The sequence below is a fragment of the Streptomyces sp. NPDC026522 genome (assembly GCF_055567555.1).
The window spans coordinates 33438-50627 of record NZ_JBVHQF010000004.1 but is presented as its reverse complement, the minus strand read 5'-3'; the positions used below and the strand labels follow the sequence as shown (position 1 = coordinate 50627).

The following is a 17190-nucleotide window of genomic DNA, read 5'->3' as shown; positions in this document are numbered from 1 at the left end:
GGGTGACCCTGGACAAATCCGGCCCGGCGCCGTCGGGTTCAGGACTGCGCGGCCATCCGTGGCTCACCCTCTTCGCCGTTGCGATCGGCGTCATGATGGTGACCCTGGACGGCACGATCGTCGCGGTCGCCAACCCCGCCATCCAGAAGGACCTCGGCGCCAGCCTCGCCGAGGTGCAGTGGATCACCAACGGCTACCTCCTGGCCCTCGCCGTCTCCCTCATCACCGCCGGCAAGCTCGGTGACCGCTTCGGTCACCGGCAGACCTTCCTCATAGGCATCGCCGGCTTCGCGCTCTCCTCCGCCGTGATCGGCCTGTCCACCGGCGTCGAGCTCGTCATCGGCTTCCGGGTCGCCCAGGGCCTGTTCGGCGCGCTGCTGATGCCCGCCGCGCTCGGCCTGCTGCGCGCCACCTTCCCCGCCGAGAAGCTGAACATGGCCATCGGCATCTGGGGCATGGTCATCGGCGCCTCCACCGCCGCCGGGCCGATCGTCGGCGGTCTGCTCGTGGAGCACGTCAGCTGGCAGTCCGTCTTCTTCATCAACGTCCCCGTCGGGATCGTCGCGCTCGGCTTCGGCCTCTTCACCCTGCTCGACCACCGGGCCGAGAACGCCCCGCGCTCCTTCGACCTGCTGGGCATCGTGCTGCTGTCCGGCGCGATGTTCTCGCTGATCTGGGCCCTGATCAAGGCTGCTGAGTGGGGCTGGGGCGACACCAAGACCCTGGTCTTCCTGGGGGCCTCGGTCGTCTGCTTCGTGCTCTTCGCCCTCTGGGAGAACCGGGTCGCCGAACCGCTCATCCCGCTCGGGATGTTCCGTTCGCTGCCGCTGTCCGCCGGCACCGTACTGATGGTGCTGATGGCCTTCGCGTTCATGGGCGGCCTGTTCTTCGTCACCTTCTACCTCCAGAACGTCCACGGCATGAGGCCGGTCGACAGCGGCCTGCACCTGCTGCCGCTCACCGGCATGATGATCATCGGTTCGCCCCTGGCGGGCGCCGCGATCACCAAGATCGGCCCGCGGATCCCGCTGGTCGCCGGCATGGTCGCCACCGCGGTGGCCTGCTTCGGGATGGCCCAGCTGACCCCCGGCACCGGCACCATGGTCATGTCGCTCTGGTTCGCCCTGCTCGGCCTCGGTCTCGCGCCCGTCATGGTCGGCGCCACCGAGGTCATCGTCGGCAACGCCCCGCTGGAGCTGTCCGGGGTGGCCGGCGGGCTCCAGCAGGCCGCGATGCAGGTCGGCGGCAGCCTGGGCACCGCCGTGCTCGGCGCCGTCATGGCGGGTACCGTCCGTGACACGTTCGGGGACAACTGGCAGCGCGCGCAGCTGCCGCCGCTCAGCCCCGAGCAGCTCGACCTCGCCGAGAAGGGCGTGCAGGTCGGCATCGCGCCCGTCCCGCCGGGCGTCCCGCAGCAGGTCGCGCAGGCGGTCACCACGGTCGCGCACGACACGTTCGTCTCGGGCATGAGCACCGCCTTCAGCGTCGCGGGCGTGGTCGCGGTGCTCGCCGCGATCGTGGCCGGCTTCACCAAGCGCGGCGAGAACGCCGCCGCGGGGGCGGGCGCGGCCCACGTCTGAGCCGGCCACCCGGGCACCGCGCAGGCGTCAACCCGGTACGCACGACAGCCCCGCCGGACGGTTCCGGCGGGGCTGTCGCCTATCCGGGTGGACCCGTCCGCACCCCCTTCCGTACGCACGTCGCCGCAGGTCAGCGTGGGGTCGTCGGAGCTTCGGAAACGGTCCGGGGCCCGCTTGTCCACAAGGAGTTGACCCGTCATGCGTACGTGTATCCCCGCGCAGCGCAGTACTTTCCTGGCCGCTCTCGCCCTGGCCGCCGCCGCCCTCGTCCCGGGCACGGCCGGCCCCGCGCACGCCGCCGGGCCACCGACGCTCGGCGCCTGCGCCACCGGGCAGCTGTGCCTGTGGGCGAAGCCGGACTTCAAGGGCGCCCGGCACACCTACGAGCTCAGCACCCTCGACATCAACAGCTGCACCGCGCTGCCCGCCGGGACCAGCGCCCAGGCCCTCACCAACCGGACCGGCCGCCCGGTGACCACGTACCAGTCGGCGGAGTGCCAGGAGACGGGAGAGTTCCAGACCTACCCGGGCGACGGCGTCTGGCTGCCGCAGTCGCCCTACCAGGTACGGGCGTTCAAGGTCTGGGAGCGCTGACCGGCCCGGGGAACGCGTGCTCGTCCGCCGCCCCCGCCGGGGCCCCGGCGCGGTCCTCCCGCACCGGGGCGCCGTCCGGCTCCGGCGCCGCCGCGCCGCCTCCCAGCCGGGCGACCTCGGCGCGCAGCGCCCGTACCTCCTGGGCCAGCTCCGCGATCGCCGCGGTCTGCGCCCGCTCCACCTGGTCGTCGCGCTCGAACCGGGAGATGAACCAGGCGGCGATGTTGGCGGTGACCACACCCAGCAGCGCGATCCCCGACAGCATCAGCCCGACCGCCAGCAGCCGCCCCAGCCCGGTGGTGGGGGAGTGGTCCCCGTACCCGACCGTCGTCATGGTGGTCACCGACCACCACAGCGCGTCCCCGAGGTTCTTGATGTTCCCCCCGGGCGCGTCCCGCTCCACGCTCAGCACCGCCAGCGAGCCGAACATCAGCAGTCCCACCACCGCGCCCGCCACGTACGTGGTCAGCCGGACCTGCGGCGCCATCCGGGCCCGCCGGCCCACCAGCAGCAGCGTCGACACCAGCCGCAGCAGCCGCAGCGGCTGGATCATCGGCACCAGCACCGCCGCCAGGTCCAGCCAGTGGCCCCGTACGAACGCCTTCCGCGACGGCGACAGGCTCAGCCGGACCAGGTAGTCGGCGGCGAAGGCGCCCCACACCACCCACTCGGCGTGCGTGCACGCCCGGTGCACCGCGGGGCTCGCGTCCGGCGCCACGATCGGCACGGCGTACGCGACGGCGAACGCCACGGCGAGCACGAGCAGCGGGGTCTGGCTCCGCCGCTCCCACCGGGCCTGGCGGGAGGGTTCTTTCATGCCCGCATAGTAAAGAACGAGTAAGGGGCGTTGGGACAACTGTCCCAACGCCCCCTCGGAAGAGTGACGGTTACGCGTCGCCGCCCGCCGCACCCGGGTCGGCCGCCGCGACGTCCAGCAACTGGTAGCGGTCGATGGCCTGCTTCAGTACCGAACGGTCGATCCGGCCCGCCTTCGCCAGTTCGGTCAGCACGGCCAGCACCACCGACTGCGCGTCGATGTGGAAGAACCGGCGGGCCGCGCCACGGGTGTCCGCGAAACCGAACCCGTCGGCGCCGAGCGAGGTGTACGGGCCGGGGACCCAGCGCGAGATCTGGTCCGGCACCGACCGCATCCAGTCCGAGACCGCCACGAACGGCCCCTCGGACCCCGAGAGCTTGCGCGTCACGTACGGCACGCGCTGCTCCTCCTCCGGGTGGAGCAGGTTGTGCTCCTCCACCTCCACGGCCTCGCGGCGCAGCTCGTTCCAGGAGGTCGCCGACCAGACGTCCGCCTTCACGTTCCACTCCGCGGCCAGCATCCGCTGCGCTTCCAGGGCCCACGGCACGGCCACGCCGGAGGCCATGATCTGCGCCCCGATGCTGCCCTCGGTGCCCGCCGACACCCGGTGGATGCCCTTGAGGATGCCGTCGACGTCGACCCCGGCCGGCTCGGCCGGGTGCTGGATCGGCTCGTTGTAGACGGTCAGGTAGTAGAAGACGTCCTCCGACTCCGGGCCGTACATGCGCCGCAGACCGTCCTTGACGATGTGCGCGATCTCGTACCCGTACGCCGGGTCGTACGCCACGCAGCCCGGGTTGGTCGACGCCAGCAGCTGGGAGTGACCGTCGGCGTGCTGGAGGCCCTCACCCGTGAGGGTGGTCCGTCCGGCCGTCGCGCCGAGGACGAATCCGCGCGCCAGCTGGTCGGCCATCTGCCAGAACTGGTCACCGGTGCGCTGGAAACCGAACATGGAGTAGAAGACGTAGACCGGGATCAGCGGTTCGCCGTGCGTCGCGTACGCCGAACCCGCCGCGATCAGCGAGGCCGTGCAGCCCGCCTCGGAGATGCCGTCGTGCAGCATCTGGCCGGTCGGCGACTCCTTGTACGCGAGCAGCAGCTCGCGGTCGACCGCCTCGTACTGCTGCCCCAGCGGGTTGTAGATCTTGGCGCTCGGGAAGAAGGCGTCCATACCGAAGGTGCGGTACTCGTCGGGCGCGATCAGCACGAACCGCTTGCCGATCTCCTTGTCCCGCATCAGGTCCTTCAGGATGCGCACGAACGCCATCGTCGTCGCGATCGACTGGTGGCCCGAGCCCTTCTTGGCCGCCGCGTACGCCGTGTCGTCGGGCAGCTGGAGCGGCTTCGCGCGCACCACGCGGGTCGGCACGTAGCCGCCGTGCGCGTTGCGCTGGTCGTGCATGTACTGGATCTCGGGGGAGTTGCGGCCCGGGTGGTAGTACGGCGGGGCGCCGCGCTCCAGCTGCGCGTCCGTGATCGGGATGTGCAGGCGGTCGCGGAAGCGCTTGAGGTCGTCGACCGTCAGCTTCTTCATCTGGTGCGTCGCGTTGCGGCCCTCGAAGTTCGGGCCCAGCGTCCAGCCCTTGACCGTCTGGGCCAGGATCACCGTCGGCTGGCCCTTGTGGGCCTTGGCCGCCGCGTACGCCGCGTAGACCTTCTTGTGGTCGTGGCCGCCGCGCCCGAGGTGCTGGATCTGCTGGTCGCTCATGTTCTCGACCATCGCGCGCAGCCGCTGGTCACCGCCGAAGAAGTGCTCGCGGATGTACGCGCCGGACTCGGTGGCGTACGTCTGGAACTGCCCGTCGGGGGTGGAGTTCATCTTGTTGACCAGGATGCCGTCGCGGTCCTGGGCCAGCAGCGGGTCCCACGAGCGGTCCCAGATCAGCTTGATGACGTTCCAGCCGGCCCCCCGGAAGATCGACTCCAGCTCCTGGATGATCTTCCCGTTGCCGCGGACCGGGCCGTCCAGGCGCTGGAGGTTGCAGTTGACGACGAACGTCAGGTTGTCCAGACCCTCGCGGGCCGCGATGGACAACTGGCCCAGCGACTCCGGCTCGTCCATCTCGCCGTCACCGAGGTACGCCCAAACGTGGGACTTGGAGGTGTCCGCGATCCCGCGCGCCTCCATGTACCGGTTCATCCGGGCCTGGTAGATCGCACCGAGCGGGCCGAGGCCCATCGAGACGGTCGGGAACTCCCAGAAGTCGGGCATCAGCCGCGGGTGCGGGTAGCTGGACAGGCCGTACGGGGCCTTCGACTTCTCCTGCCGGAACGCGTCGAGCTGCTGCTCGGAGAGCCGGTCCAGCAGGTAGGCGCGGGCGTAGATGCCGGGCGAGGCGTGGCCCTGGAAGAAGATCTGGTCGCCGCCGTCGCCCTCGTCCTTGCCGCGGAAGAAGTGGTTGAAGCCCACGTCGTAGAGGGAGGCGGAGGAGGCGAAGGTCGCGATGTGGCCGCCGACCCCGATCCCGGGGCGCTGCGCGCGCGAAACCATGACGGCCGCGTTCCACCGGGTCGCGTTGAGGACCTTGCGCTCGATCTCCTCGTTGCCGGGGAAGAAGGGCTCGTCCTTGGTGGCGATCGTGTTGACGTAGTCCGTGCTGCGCATCTCCGGCACGGCCACGCGCTTCTCGCGGGCCCGCTCGATCAGGCGCAGCATGAGGTAACGGGCGCGTTCACGGCCGCGCTCGTCGACGGCCGCGTCCAGGGAGTCGAGCCACTCCTGCGTCTCTTCCGGATCGAAGTCCGGGACCTGGCTCGGCAGGCCGCCAATGATGATCGGATTGCGATCGGATGCGGAAGCCACGCTGTTCCTTCGCTGTCGGGGGAGTCGTGCCTTGGGGTCGCCGCCTCCCATGGTCTTACGCTCGGCCGAAATCTTCACCTCTACCACTGGGTAACCCCTGGAAAGCCTGGGCACCGCCGGTGGAGCGGGTGGAAACGACGTCGGAGCGGGTCCAGCCGGACCGCCACCTTACGCCCAAGTCGATCAGCCCCTTCGTAAGGCCGTTCGTCCCTCAAACAGGTGGGAAGTCCCGAGCGATGCCGAATGAGCCGGAATGGTGTGGGATGAATCACCACAAGGCCGTACGGGCACGCTCAAAGTTGCGGCGAGACGGCCGCAATCGTCACCGTTTCGACGGTCTCGGCGGCCGGGTACTTGCGCGATCCGCCGCGCCCGTGTGGACTACGCCCAATGCTGCGCGTACGCGCGCCGCCGAAAGACATTCACCGAACATGAGCAGGAGGCACCCCGTGAGCGCGACCGCGGACCACGCGGAGAGCCTGGCCGCCCGGCTGGGTTTCCAGTCCGAACAGGTGGTCCAGGAGATCGGCTACGACGACGACGTCGATCAGGAATTCCGTGACGCCGTCGAGAAGCTCGTCAGCGAGCTCGCCGACGAGGACTACGACGACGTCGCCGACGCGGTGCTGTTGTGGTTCCGCGACGAGGACGGCGATCTGACGGACGCCCTGGTCGATGCGACCGAGCTGGTCGAGGACGGCGCACTGATCCTGCTGCTGACCCCCAAGACGGGCCGTGACGGCTACGTCGAGGCCAGCGACATCAGCGAGGCCGCCGAGACGGCCGGCCTCTCGCTTGCCAAGGGCCTGCCCGTCGGCAAGGAGTGGACCTCCACCAAGCTGGTGACGCCGAAGGCCGCCAAGGCCAAGCGCTGAGCCGCGCCCCGCAGCCGAGCGGACACACCCCGCCGACCGGAATCACCACGGTCGGCGGGGTGTGCGCGTTCCGGCGGCGGTCCGGCGGCGTACGCGCGTTCCCCTCCCGGAGGCCGCACCCCATAGGCTGGCCACACCCGAACAGCCCACCGCAGGAATGCGGGAACGAAGGGAATGCGAGAGATGGCGATCGAGGTCGGCAGCAAGGCCCCGGACTTCGAGCTCAAGGACAACCACGGCGCCACCGTGCGGCTCTCCGACTTCCGGGGAGAGAAGGCCGTCGTGCTGCTCTTCTACCCGTTCGCCTTCACCGGCGTCTGCACCGGTGAGCTGTGCGAGCTGCGCGACCAGCTCCCCCGCTTCCAGAACGACGAGGTCCAGCTCCTGGCCGTCTCCAACGACTCGGTGCCCACCCTCCGGGTCTTCGGCGAGCAGGAGAACCTGGACTACCCGCTGCTGTCCGACTTCTGGCCGCACGGCGAGACCTCCCGCGCCTACGGCGTCTTCGACGAGGACAAGGGCTGCGCGGTCCGCGGCACCTTCATCATCGACAAGGAGGGCGTCGTGCGCTGGACCGTCGTCAACGGGCTGCCCGACGCGCGTGACCTGAACGAGTACATCAAGGCCCTCGACAGCCTCTGACGGGTACGGCGCCCGATCCGCGGGAAATCCGGTGACGGGCGGGAACCCGTCACTAGGATCGAAACGTTGATCCGACAGCAACCGCACGAAGGGGCGCAGCCCCACATCGAAACCCAATGGAGGACCCGTGGGAGTCAGCCTCAGCAAGGGCGGCAACGTCTCGCTGACCAAGGCCGCGCCTAACCTGACGGCGGTCATCGTCGGTCTGGGCTGGGACGCTCGCACCACCACCGGAGTCGACTTCGACCTCGACGCCAGCGCGATCCTGACCAACGACCAGGGCAAGGTCGCCAACGACTCGAACTTCGTGTTCTTCAACAACTTGAAGAGCCCGGACGGCTCGGTCGAGCACACCGGTGACAACACCACCGGTGAGGGCGAGGGCGACGACGAGGCGATCAAGGTCAACCTCTCCGGCGTCCCGGCCGATGTGCACAAGATCGTCTTCCCGGTCTCGATCTACGAGGCCGAGACCCGCCAGCAGAGCTTCGGCCAGGTGCGCAACGCCTACATCCGCGTCGTGAACCAAGCCGACAACAGCGAGCTCGCCCGCTACGACCTCTCCGAGGACGCCTCGACCGAGACCGCCATGGTCTTCGGCGAGCTGTACCGCAACGGCGCGGAGTGGAAGTTCCGCGCGATCGGCCAGGGCTACGCCTCGGGCCTGCGCGGCATCGCCCAGGACTTCGGCGTCAACGTCTGAGTCCTGGCCTCAGCCAGCCGGCTGTGACCCACAGCCGCTTCCTGTCCGGCGTCGTGCACTGTGTGTACGGCGCCGGACCGGCTTTACCCGCTCCACCGGAACCACCGGTTCTACCGATGGCACCCAGTACGGCCGCAGCACCAGTACGGCCGCAGCACCCAGCACCACCGCAGGGCCGGCACCACCGCACCACCATCACCACGTCGTCCGGGGAGGACCACAACATGGGCGTCACACTCGCCAAGGGGGGCAATGTCTCCCTGTCCAAGGCCGCACCGAACCTCACCCGGGTCCTGGTCGGTCTCGGATGGGACGCGCGCTCCACCACGGGCGCCGACTTCGACCTCGACGCCAGCGCGCTGCTGTGCCGCGACGGCCGGGTGCTCGGCGACTCGTACTTCGTCTTCTACAACAACCTCAAGAGCCCCGAGGGCTCCGTCGAACACACGGGGGACAACCTCACCGGCGAGGGTGAGGGCGACGACGAGTCGATCATCATCGACCTCACCAAGGTGCCGGTGGAGGTGGACAAGATCGTCTTCCCCGTCTCCATCCACGAGGCGGAGGCCCGCCGGCAGAGCTTCGGCCAGGTCAGCAACGCGTTCATCCGCGTGGTGAACCAGGCCGACGGCCAGGAACTCGCCCGTTACGACCTCACCGAGGACGCCTCCAGCGAGACCGCGATGATCTTCGGCGAGGTCTACCGGTACGGGGGCGAATGGAAGTTCAGGGCAGTGGGACAGGGGTACGCGTCGGGGCTGCGGGGCATCGCTCTAGACTTCGGGGTCAACGTTTCGTAAAGCCGTACAACACGATGGGGTGCCAGTGGTTCTCAAAACCTTCGGCTGGTCGTTCGCAGTCACTGCGCTCGGTCTGGCCGCAGCGGTGTTCTACGGGGGGTGGACCGCTTTTGGGATCGTGGCGATCCTGTCCGTCCTTGAGATCTCGCTGTCCTTCGACAACGCGGTGGTCAACGCCGGAATCCTGAAGAAGATGAATGCCTTCTGGCAGAAGATCTTCCTCACGGTCGGTGTGCTGATCGCGGTCTTCGGCATGCGGCTGGTGTTCCCCGTCGTGATCGTCGCGATCACCGCCAGCCTGGGGCCGATCGAAGCCGTCAATCTGGCGCTGACCGACAAGGACCGCTACCAGCAGCTGGTCACGGACGCCCACCCGGCGATCGCGGCTTTCGGCGGAATGTTCCTGCTGATGATCTTCCTCGATTTCATCTTCGAGGACCGGGACATCAAGTGGCTCGCCTGGCTGGAGCGCCCGCTGGCCAAACTCGGCAAGATCGACATGCTGTCGGCGTGCATCGCGCTGATCGCGCTGCTCATCACCTCGGCGACCTTCGCGACGCAGGCCCACCAGCACGGCGGGGCCCACGTCGACAAGGCGGAGACGGTCCTGGTGGCCGGCATCGCCGGTCTGATCACCTACATGATCGTCGGTGGTCTCTCCGGCTACTTCGAGAACAAGCTCGAAGAGGACGAAGAGGCCGAACACGAGGCCGAGGAAGAAGCGAAGCGGAGCGGCAGCGCCGTCCCCGCCGTCGTCATGGCGGGCAAGGCCGCGTTCTTCATGTTCCTCTACCTCGAAGTGCTCGACGCCTCGTTCTCCTTCGACGGGGTCATCGGCGCCTTCGCCATCACCAACGACATCGTGCTCATGGCCCTCGGCCTCGGCATCGGTGCCATGTACGTCCGGTCGCTGACGGTCTACCTGGTCCGCCAGGGCACCCTCGACGACTACGTGTACCTGGAGCACGGCGCGCACTACGCCATCGGCGCGCTCGCCGTGATCCTCCTCGTCACCATCCAGTACGAGATCAACGAGGTCATCACCGGCCTCGTCGGCGTCCTGCTGATCGCCTGGTCCTTCTGGTCCTCCGTGCGCCGCAACAAGCGCCTGGCCGAACTGGAAGGAGTTCCCGTCGAGGCATGAGCCCGGCGGGAATGCGGAACGCTCCATGTGCGGGGCGGCCTGAGGGTCCACGGACCCTCCCCCGGACTTCGTCCGGGGCCCCGGCCGCCCCGCTTCCGTACGTGCGGGGTCTCAGGGGGGTAGGGGAAATGGGTCTCTTCGACAGCATCTTCGGCAGCGGCTTCTTCGACGGCATCAGGGGCGCCCGCGCCATGCGCTTCGACTCGGGCAGCGCCTCGTCCAACGCGATCGAGCTGACCAGGCGGCATCCGACGGTATCGCTCACCAAACAGGGGGCAGTCCACGGAAACCTGCGGGTCAACCTCTCGTGGCGGATGCGCACCTCCGACATCGGCGGCCGCTCCGGCCAGAGCGGCCGGCTGCTGCGCCACCCGTTCAAGCTCTTCAAGCCCGACATGGTGCAGGCGCACACCCAGGGCATGGTCAACGTCGACCTCGACATCGGCTGCCTGTACGAGCTGACCGACGGAACGCGGGGCGTCGTCCAGCCCCTGGGCAACCTGCACGGCGACATCAACAGTCCGCCGTACGTGAAGCTCAGCGGCGACGACCGGTTCGGCGCGCCCTCGGGCGAGACGATATTCGTCAACCTCGACCACGCCGACGAGATCAAGCGGCTGCTGGTCTTCGTCTACATCTACGACCAGACCCCGGCCTTCGACCGGACGCACGCCGTGGTCACCCTGTACCCCAGCACCGGCCCGCGGATCGAGATCCAGCTGGAGGAGCGCCACCCGCAGGCCCGGTCCTGCGCCGTGGTCTCGCTGGAGACCGTCAAGGGCGAGCTGACCGTGCGCCGCGAGGTGAAGTTCGTCTACGGGTTCCAGGCCGAGCTGGACCGACTGTACGGGTGGGGGCTCCAGTGGGGCCGCGGCTACAAGAGCACCAAGGCCTGACCAGCGCCGCGTACGCGCCCCCGGTCAGGCTCCCGGGCGGGTTCCCGCCCGGTCTCAGCGGCGGATGAACTGCGGACCCTGCGCCGGGAGCCGGAAGGCGGAGTCGCCGCCCGGCCCGGGCACCGGGGACACCGGCTGCGGGTAGCCGTAGGCCGGCTCGACGGCCGGCGGGGCCTGGGTCGGCGGCGCGGGCGCCGGGCGCACCGCGGGCATCGCAGGCACCGGCGGCGCCATGGCGGCCGTCCGCTCGTCGGCCGGCCCGGGCTCGGGGCTCGCCGCCTGGTCGGGGGCGTTCTCGTCGACCGAGATCCCGTGGTCGGTCGCCAGCCCCACCAGGCCGTCCGAGTACCCCTCGCCCAGGGCGCGGAACTTCCACCCCTCGGCCCGGCGGTAGAGCTCGCCGCAGATCAGCGCCGTCTCGGCACCCGTCTCCGGGTGCACGTCGAAGTACGCCAGCGGCTCGGAGCCGCCGGTGGAGGTGGCGTCGTACAGCAGGATGCGCAGGTCACGGACCCGCTCGAACGGTACGTCCTCGGCGGAGGCGACCACCAGGACCCGGTCCACCACGGTGGGCACCGTCCGCAGGTCCGCCTGGACGGCGTCGGTGATCGCATCCCCGATCTGCTTCTTGCCCAGGCGCCACACCGCCCCCGAGGGGTGCCGGGGCTGGTTGTAGAAGACGAAGTCCTCATCGGAGCGCACCCGCCCGTCCGCCCCCACCAGGAGCGCGGACGCGTCCACATCCGGCACCTCGGGCCCGGTGGTCCAGCGCAGCACCGCCCGGACCGCCACGGCGGACACCGGGATGTTCGAGCCCTTCTGCATCGCGTGCGTCATGCCGGTCATCCTGCCCTCCCGGCCGTGACCTGGACAATGCGGCCCCCCGTAGTCGCTTGCCCGTAGCCACTTGTACCGAACCCGAGACCTGGGCATGGTGCAAGAGGGTTACCTGAACTTCATGTGCTTGCGGAACTCTTGACTTGTATTCGTACGTACTATTACCGGCCACGCCAGTTGGGCCGCCGAGGCAGTACGGGGGAAGCACATGCGTCACTTCGGGCACATTTCGCCCAGCGTCCGCAAGGACCTCTTCCACCAGGAGCCGGCCGAGTTCACCGCCGCCTCCCCCGCCCGTACGCTCGCCGCCGGTCTCGGCGCCACCCTCTACAGCCCCGCGATCCGCCCCCGCCTCGCCCACGACATCCGCAAGCAGCAGGCCCGCGGAGTCGTCTCCATGGTCCTCTGCCTGGAGGATTCCATCAGCGACGGCGAGGTGACGGAGGGCGAGGCCAACCTGATCCGGCAGTTCGCCGAACTCGACGAGGACGGCGCGGAGCCGCCGCTGCTCTTCATCCGGGTCCGGACGCCCGAGCAGATACCCGACCTCGTGCGCCGCCTCGGCGGCTCCGCGCGGCACCTGGCCGGATTCGTACTGCCGAAGTTCACGGAGAGTCGCGGAACCGCCTTCCTCGACGCCGTCGCCCAGGCGGAGCAGGCGAGCGGCACCGCCCCCCTGTACGCCATGCCCGTCCTGGAGACCCCCGAGCTGCTCCACCTCGAAACCCGGGTCGAAGCACTCGCCGGGATCTCCCGGACCGTGAACCGCTACCGCGAGCGCGTCCTCGCCCTGCGCCTCGGCGTGACCGACTTCTGCTCCGTATACGGACTGCGCCGCACCCCCGACATGACCGCCTACGACGTCAAGATCGTCGCGGGCGTCATCGCCGACGTCGTCAACGTCCTCAGCCGCGCCGACGGCACCGGCTTCACCGTCACCGGCCCCGTCTGGGAGTACTTCCGCAGCCAGCAGCGCCTCTTCAAACCGCAGCTGCGGCGCAGCCCCTTCCTCGCGGAAGGCGTCGAGGAGCTGCGCACCGCCCTGATCGAGCACGACCTCGACGGGCTGCTGCGCGAGATCGAGCTCGACCGGGCCAACGGACTGCTGGGCAAGACCTGCATCCACCCCGCGCACGTCACGCCCGTCCACGCGCTGTCGGTGGTCTCCCACGAGGAGTTCAGCGACGCCCAGGACATCCTGCGCCCCGAGCGCGGCGGCGGCGGCGTCATGCGCTCCGCCTACACGAACAAGATGAACGAGGTGAAGCCCCACCGGGCCTGGGCCGAGCGCACCATGCTGCGCGCCGAGGTCTTCGGTGTGGCGAGGGAGGAGGTCGGCTTCGTCGACCTGCTCACGGCCGGGCTCAAGGTATGAGCCCGCCGCCGTCGCACACGCAGTTTTCGGAGCAATCCATGAAGAAGGGCAAGACGATCGACGAGGTGTGGTCGGGAACCTGGGTCGCGGACCGGCTGGGCGTACGCCTGGAACAGGGCGCGGCGCCCGGGCAGCGGCAGCCCGGGCAGCCGCGGGCCGAGCAGCCGCCGTTGCGTGACCTGCTCGGGCTCGCCCTGCGGCGCAACCCCAAGCGCGCGCACCTGCTGGTCTCCCGGATCCTGGGCAAGCACGTCCCGCAGTCCCCGGCGGTCGTCCACGCCGCCGGCCACGGGCTCGGCGAACGCGTCCGGGAGCTGCTGGGCGGGGCGGCCGCCGACGCGGTCGTCCTGGGGTACGCGGAGACCGCCACCGGCCTCGGCCACAGCGTCGCCGACGGCCTGCGGGCCGCCCCCTACCTGCACTCCACCCGCCGCCCGGTGCCCGGCGTGGCGCCCGCGGGCGGCTTCGAGGAAGCCCACTCGCACGCCACCTCGCACCTGCTGCTCCCCGAGGACCCGAAGCTGCTGACCGGCGGCGGACCGCTGGTCCTGGTGGACGACGAGTTCTCCACCGGCAACACCGTCCTGAACACCATCCGCGACCTGCACGCCCGCCACCCCCGCCGGCACTACGTCGTGGTCGCCCTCGTGGACATGCGCTCCCCGGCCGACCGCGCGCGCCTGGATGCCTTCGCCGCCGAGCTCGGGGCGCGGATCGACCTCGTCGCCCTCGCCACCGGCACGGTCGGCCTGCCCGAGGACGTCCTGGCCAAGGGGCAGGCGCTGGTCGAGGAGTACGAGTCCCAGGACGCCCCGGGTGCCCCGCCCGCCCCCGCCGGTACCGGCCCGGCCGCGCCCGTCCGGCGGGTCGGCCTGGACTGGCCCGCCGGGCTGCCCGACGGGGGCCGGCACGGCTTCACCCCCGCGCACCGGGCCCGGCTGGAGGCGGCGTTGCCCGCGCTGGCCGCCCGGATCGACGCCGAGCTGGGGGCCGGGGCCCGGCGGGTCCTGGTGCTGGGCAACGAGGAGCTCATGTACGCGCCGCTGCGGCTCGCGCGGGCCCTGGAGGAGTCTGGGGCCCGCGAGGTCCGCTTCTCCACCACCACCCGCTCGCCGGTGCTCGCCGTGGACGACCCCGGCTACGCCATCCGGACCCGGCTGGCCTTCCCGGCGCACGACGAGCCCGCCGACGGGCCGGGGGAGCGGTACGCGTACAACGTCGCGGGCGCCGGCTTCGACGCCGTCGTCGCCGTCGTCGACTCCCACGGCGACACCGACGCGCTGCACGCCCCCGACGGGCTGCTCGCGCGGCTCGCCCCGCACACCGGGCAGGTGCTGCTGGTGGTGGTTCCGTCGTACGTACCGGGGGCGGGGGCGGTGCCGTCCGCGGCACAGCGGCCCCCCGCCGCGGCCGCGCGTCGTCCCGCGCATCCCGCGCATCCCGCCCTCTCCGCCCGTCCCGCCCTTTCCGACCGGCAGGAGCCGATCATGACCGAGCCCCTGCGCGGGCCCGCCTTCTCCTCCTACCCGGCCGAGGACGTCGGCTGGCTGCTCCAGGACTTCTCGGCGGTCGAACTGGAGGCCCCGACCGAGGAGCGCGAGGAGGCCATCCAGGCGGGCGGCGCGCACTACGCCGAGTCGCTGCCCGTGGAGTACCAGCCGTCCCCCGACTACCAGCGGCTCTACCAGAGCGCGCTGACCGCCTCCGCGGCCCGAATAGCCCGCGCCGTGGGCACCGTCACCGAAACGGTGCTCGCCGAACGGTCGCCGTCCCCCGTGCTCGTCTCCCTCGCCCGCGCCGGTACGCCCGTCGGTGTGCTGATGCGGCGCTGGGCGCAGGCCCGGCACGGCCTGGACCTGCCGCACTACGCCGTCTCCATCGTGCGCGGCCGCGGCATCGACGCCAACGCGCTGCGCTGGCTGGCCGCCCACCACGACCCCGCCGACGTCGTCTTCGTCGACGGCTGGACGGGCAAGGGGGCCATCACCCGGGAGCTGCGCGACGCGCTGGCGGAGTTCGACGGCTTCGACCCGGAGATCGTCGTCCTCGCCGACCCCGGCTCGTGCGTGGCGACGTACGGCACCCGCGAGGACTTCCTGATCCCCTCCGCCTGCCTCAACTCCACCGTCTCGGGACTCGTCTCGCGTACGGTGCTCAGGTCCGACCTGGTCGGGCCCGCCGACTTCCACGGCGCGAAGTTCTACCGCGAGCTCGCCGGCGCGGACGTGTCCGTCGCGTTCGTCGACGCCGTCGCCGCCCGCTTCGACGAGGTGGCCGAGGCGGTCGACGCCGACGTCAAGGAACTGCTGGCGGCCGACCGGACCCCCACCTGGGAGGGCTGGGCGGCCGTCGAGCGGATCAGCGAGGAGTACGGGATCCACGACGTGAACCTGGTCAAGCCCGGCGTCGGCGAGACGACGCGGGTGCTGCTGCGCCGCGTGCCGTGGAAGATCCTCGCCCAGCGGGGCGCGGGCGCCGACCTGGACCACGTACGCCTGCTCGCCGAACAGCGCGGAGTGCCGGTCGAAGAGGTCGACGGGCTGCCCTACACCTGCGTGGGACTCATCCACCCCCGCTTCACGCGCGGCGCCACCGGCGCCGACGGAAAGGCCGTGGCCGCCAAGTGACCGTCCTCGTAGCCAGTGACCTCGACCGCACCCTCATCTACTCGGCGGCCGCGCTCGGCCTGACCATGCCCGATCCGGTGGCGCCCCGGCTGCTGTGCGTGGAGGTCCACGAGAGTAAGCCGCTGTCGTACATGACCGAGACAGCGGCGGGCCTGCTGGCGGAGCTGACCGCGGACCCGGGCGTCGTCTGGGTCCCCACGACGACCCGGACGCGCAAGCAGTACCAGCGCATCCGCTTCCCCGGCCGCCAGGCGAAGTACGCGATCTGCGCCAACGGCGGACAGCTGCTCGTGGACGGCGTGCCGGACCGGGACTGGCGGCGGCAGGTCGCGGCACGGCTCGCCGAGGAGTGCGCCCCGCTCGCCGAGGTGCACGACCACCTGCTGGCGACCGCCGATCCGGCGTGGCTGCGCAAGGCGCGGGTGGCCGAGGACCTGTTCGCGTACCTGGTCGTGGAACGGGCGCTGGTGCCGGACGAGTGGCTCAAGGCGCTGGTGTCCTGGGCGGAGCCGCGCGGCTGGACGGTGTCCCTCCAGGGCCGCAAGATCTACGCCGTCCCGCGGCCGCTGACCAAGAGCGCGGCCATGCGGGAGGTGGCCCGCCGTACCGGGGCCACCACCACCCTGGCCGCGGGCGACTCGCTGCTGGACGCCGATCTGCTGCTGGCGGCGGACCGGGGGTGGCGGCCGGGCCACGGCGAACTCGCGGACGCCGGCTGGACCGCCGGGTCGGTCACGGCACTGGCCAAGTCGGGTGTCCTGGCGGGCGAGGACATCGTGCGCGCGTTCCGGCGCGCGGTCGGCGAACTCGGCACACTGGGCGCATGACCAAGGGCAACAGCACCAAGATCACTGACGAGCTCTACCAGTACGTGCTCGACCACAACCCTCCGCTGGACGCCATCCAGCGCGGGCTCGTGACGACCACGTACGAGAAGTTCCCGGAATCGGCGGGGATGCAGTCGGCGCAGGAGCAGGGGCCGCTGCTGGCCTTCCTGGTCCGGCTGACGGGGGCCCGCCGCATCGTGGAGATCGGCACCTTCACCGGCTTCTCCACCCTGGCCATGGCACAGGCCCTGCCCGCGGACGGCGCGCTGATCGCCTGCGACATCTCCGAGGAGTGGACGGCGTACGGCAGGCAGGCCTGGGAGGCGGCGGGCGTCGCCGACCGCATCGACCTGCGGATCGCCCCGGCACTGGAGACGCTGCGCGCCATGCCGGGGGAGCCGCACATCGACATGGCCTACATCGACGCCGACAAGGAGAACCAGACCGCCTACTGGGAGGAGCTCGTGCCGCGGATGCGGCCGGGCGGGCTGATCGTCAGCGACAACACCCTCTTCCACGGGCGGGTGCTCGACGAGACGGCGACGGGCGCGGCGGCGGCCATCCGGGCGTTCAACGACCACGTGCTGGCCGACGACCGCATGGAGTCGGTGCTGCTCGCCATCTCGGACGGCCTGACCCTGTCGCGCAAGCGGTAGCGCGGCCCGGCGGC

General features: G+C 70.7%; 15 protein-coding genes. 12 read left to right on the top strand and 3 right to left on the bottom strand.

From position 1 onward, the window contains the following. The first annotated feature begins 92 nt into the window (after positions 1 to 92). A complete protein-coding gene (locus ACZ4M3_RS11625; RefSeq protein ID WP_467732224.1) occupies positions 93 to 1580 on the top strand; it encodes an MFS transporter in 1488 nt (495 codons plus the stop codon). Between the two features lie 198 nt (positions 1581 to 1778). Further along, on the top strand, positions 1779 to 2174 hold the full coding sequence (locus ACZ4M3_RS11620; protein ID WP_467731431.1) for a peptidase inhibitor family I36 protein: 396 nt from the start codon (positions 1779 to 1781) through the stop codon (positions 2172 to 2174). Here ACZ4M3_RS11620 and ACZ4M3_RS11615 read toward each other — a convergent pair. Together ACZ4M3_RS11615 and aceE are read right to left on the bottom strand one after the other, a co-directional pair. Continuing rightward, entirely contained in the window at positions 2155 to 2991 is an 837-nt protein-coding gene (locus ACZ4M3_RS11615) for a potassium channel family protein (protein WP_467731429.1), read from the bottom strand. The two genes, ACZ4M3_RS11620 and ACZ4M3_RS11615, sit on opposite strands and share 20 nt — an antisense overlap. Positions 2992 to 3061: 70 nt before the next feature. Next, the gene (gene aceE, locus ACZ4M3_RS11610; RefSeq protein WP_467731427.1) at positions 3062 to 5794 is read right to left on the bottom strand and encodes a pyruvate dehydrogenase (acetyl-transferring), homodimeric type; all 2733 of its coding nucleotides are present in this window, start codon (positions 5792 to 5794) and stop codon (positions 3062 to 3064) included. Positions 5795 to 6243: 449 nt separating this feature from the next. On the opposite strand from aceE, the gene ACZ4M3_RS11605 reads away from it, so the two are divergent. The 6 genes from ACZ4M3_RS11605 (at position 6244) to ACZ4M3_RS11580 (ending at position 10854) form a co-directional block, all read left to right on the top strand. Then, the gene (locus tag ACZ4M3_RS11605; RefSeq protein ID WP_030009300.1) at positions 6244 to 6669 is read left to right on the top strand and encodes a DUF3052 domain-containing protein; all 426 of its coding nucleotides are present in this window, start codon (positions 6244 to 6246) and stop codon (positions 6667 to 6669) included. A 183-nt stretch (positions 6670 to 6852) separates the two neighbouring features. Then, the gene (locus ACZ4M3_RS11600) at positions 6853 to 7311 is read left to right on the top strand and encodes a peroxiredoxin (RefSeq protein WP_467731424.1); all 459 of its coding nucleotides are present in this window, start codon (positions 6853 to 6855) and stop codon (positions 7309 to 7311) included. A gap of 127 nt (positions 7312 to 7438) precedes the next feature. Then, a complete protein-coding gene (locus ACZ4M3_RS11595) occupies positions 7439 to 8014 on the top strand; it encodes a TerD family protein (RefSeq protein ID WP_136214179.1) in 576 nt (191 codons plus the stop codon). 224 nt (positions 8015 to 8238) lie between these two features. After that, positions 8239 to 8814 carry a TerD family protein gene (locus tag ACZ4M3_RS11590; protein ID WP_136214178.1) on the top strand — a complete coding sequence of 192 codons (576 nt, stop codon included), beginning with the start codon at positions 8239 to 8241 and terminating at the stop codon, positions 8812 to 8814. Positions 8815 to 8839: 25 nt separating this feature from the next. Beyond that, the gene (locus ACZ4M3_RS11585; RefSeq protein WP_467731422.1) at positions 8840 to 9958 is read left to right on the top strand and encodes a DUF475 domain-containing protein; all 1119 of its coding nucleotides are present in this window, start codon (positions 8840 to 8842) and stop codon (positions 9956 to 9958) included. 128 nt (positions 9959 to 10086) lie between these two features. After that, entirely contained in the window at positions 10087 to 10854 is a 768-nt protein-coding gene (locus ACZ4M3_RS11580; RefSeq protein WP_467731420.1) for a TerD family protein, read from the top strand. A 54-nt stretch (positions 10855 to 10908) separates the two neighbouring features. Here ACZ4M3_RS11580 and ACZ4M3_RS11575 read toward each other — a convergent pair whose 3' ends face one another. After that, positions 10909 to 11691 (bottom strand): TerD family protein, encoded by a 783-nt coding sequence (locus ACZ4M3_RS11575; RefSeq protein WP_467732222.1) that lies wholly within the window; start codon positions 11689 to 11691, stop codon positions 10909 to 10911. Between the two features lie 208 nt (positions 11692 to 11899). Between ACZ4M3_RS11575 and ACZ4M3_RS11570 the strand changes: the two genes are divergently transcribed. The 4 genes from ACZ4M3_RS11570 to ACZ4M3_RS11555 are packed head-to-tail and all read left to right on the top strand — an operon-like array spanning position 11900 to position 17176. Then, a complete protein-coding gene (locus ACZ4M3_RS11570) occupies positions 11900 to 13066 on the top strand; it encodes an HpcH/HpaI aldolase/citrate lyase family protein (RefSeq protein WP_467731418.1) in 1167 nt (388 codons plus the stop codon). A 38-nt stretch (positions 13067 to 13104) separates the two neighbouring features. Then, entirely contained in the window at positions 13105 to 15693 is a 2589-nt protein-coding gene (locus ACZ4M3_RS11565; RefSeq protein WP_467731416.1) for a phosphoribosyltransferase, read from the top strand. Beyond that, complete coding sequence (locus ACZ4M3_RS11560; RefSeq protein ID WP_467731414.1) at positions 15690 to 16520, top strand: HAD family hydrolase; 831 nt, start codon at positions 15690 to 15692, stop codon at positions 16518 to 16520. Before ACZ4M3_RS11565 ends, ACZ4M3_RS11560 begins: the two co-directional genes overlap by 4 nt. Further along, a complete protein-coding gene (locus ACZ4M3_RS11555; RefSeq protein WP_467731413.1) occupies positions 16517 to 17176 on the top strand; it encodes an O-methyltransferase in 660 nt (219 codons plus the stop codon). Before ACZ4M3_RS11560 ends, ACZ4M3_RS11555 begins: the two co-directional genes overlap by 4 nt. Positions 17177 to 17190: the final 14 nt, after the last annotated feature.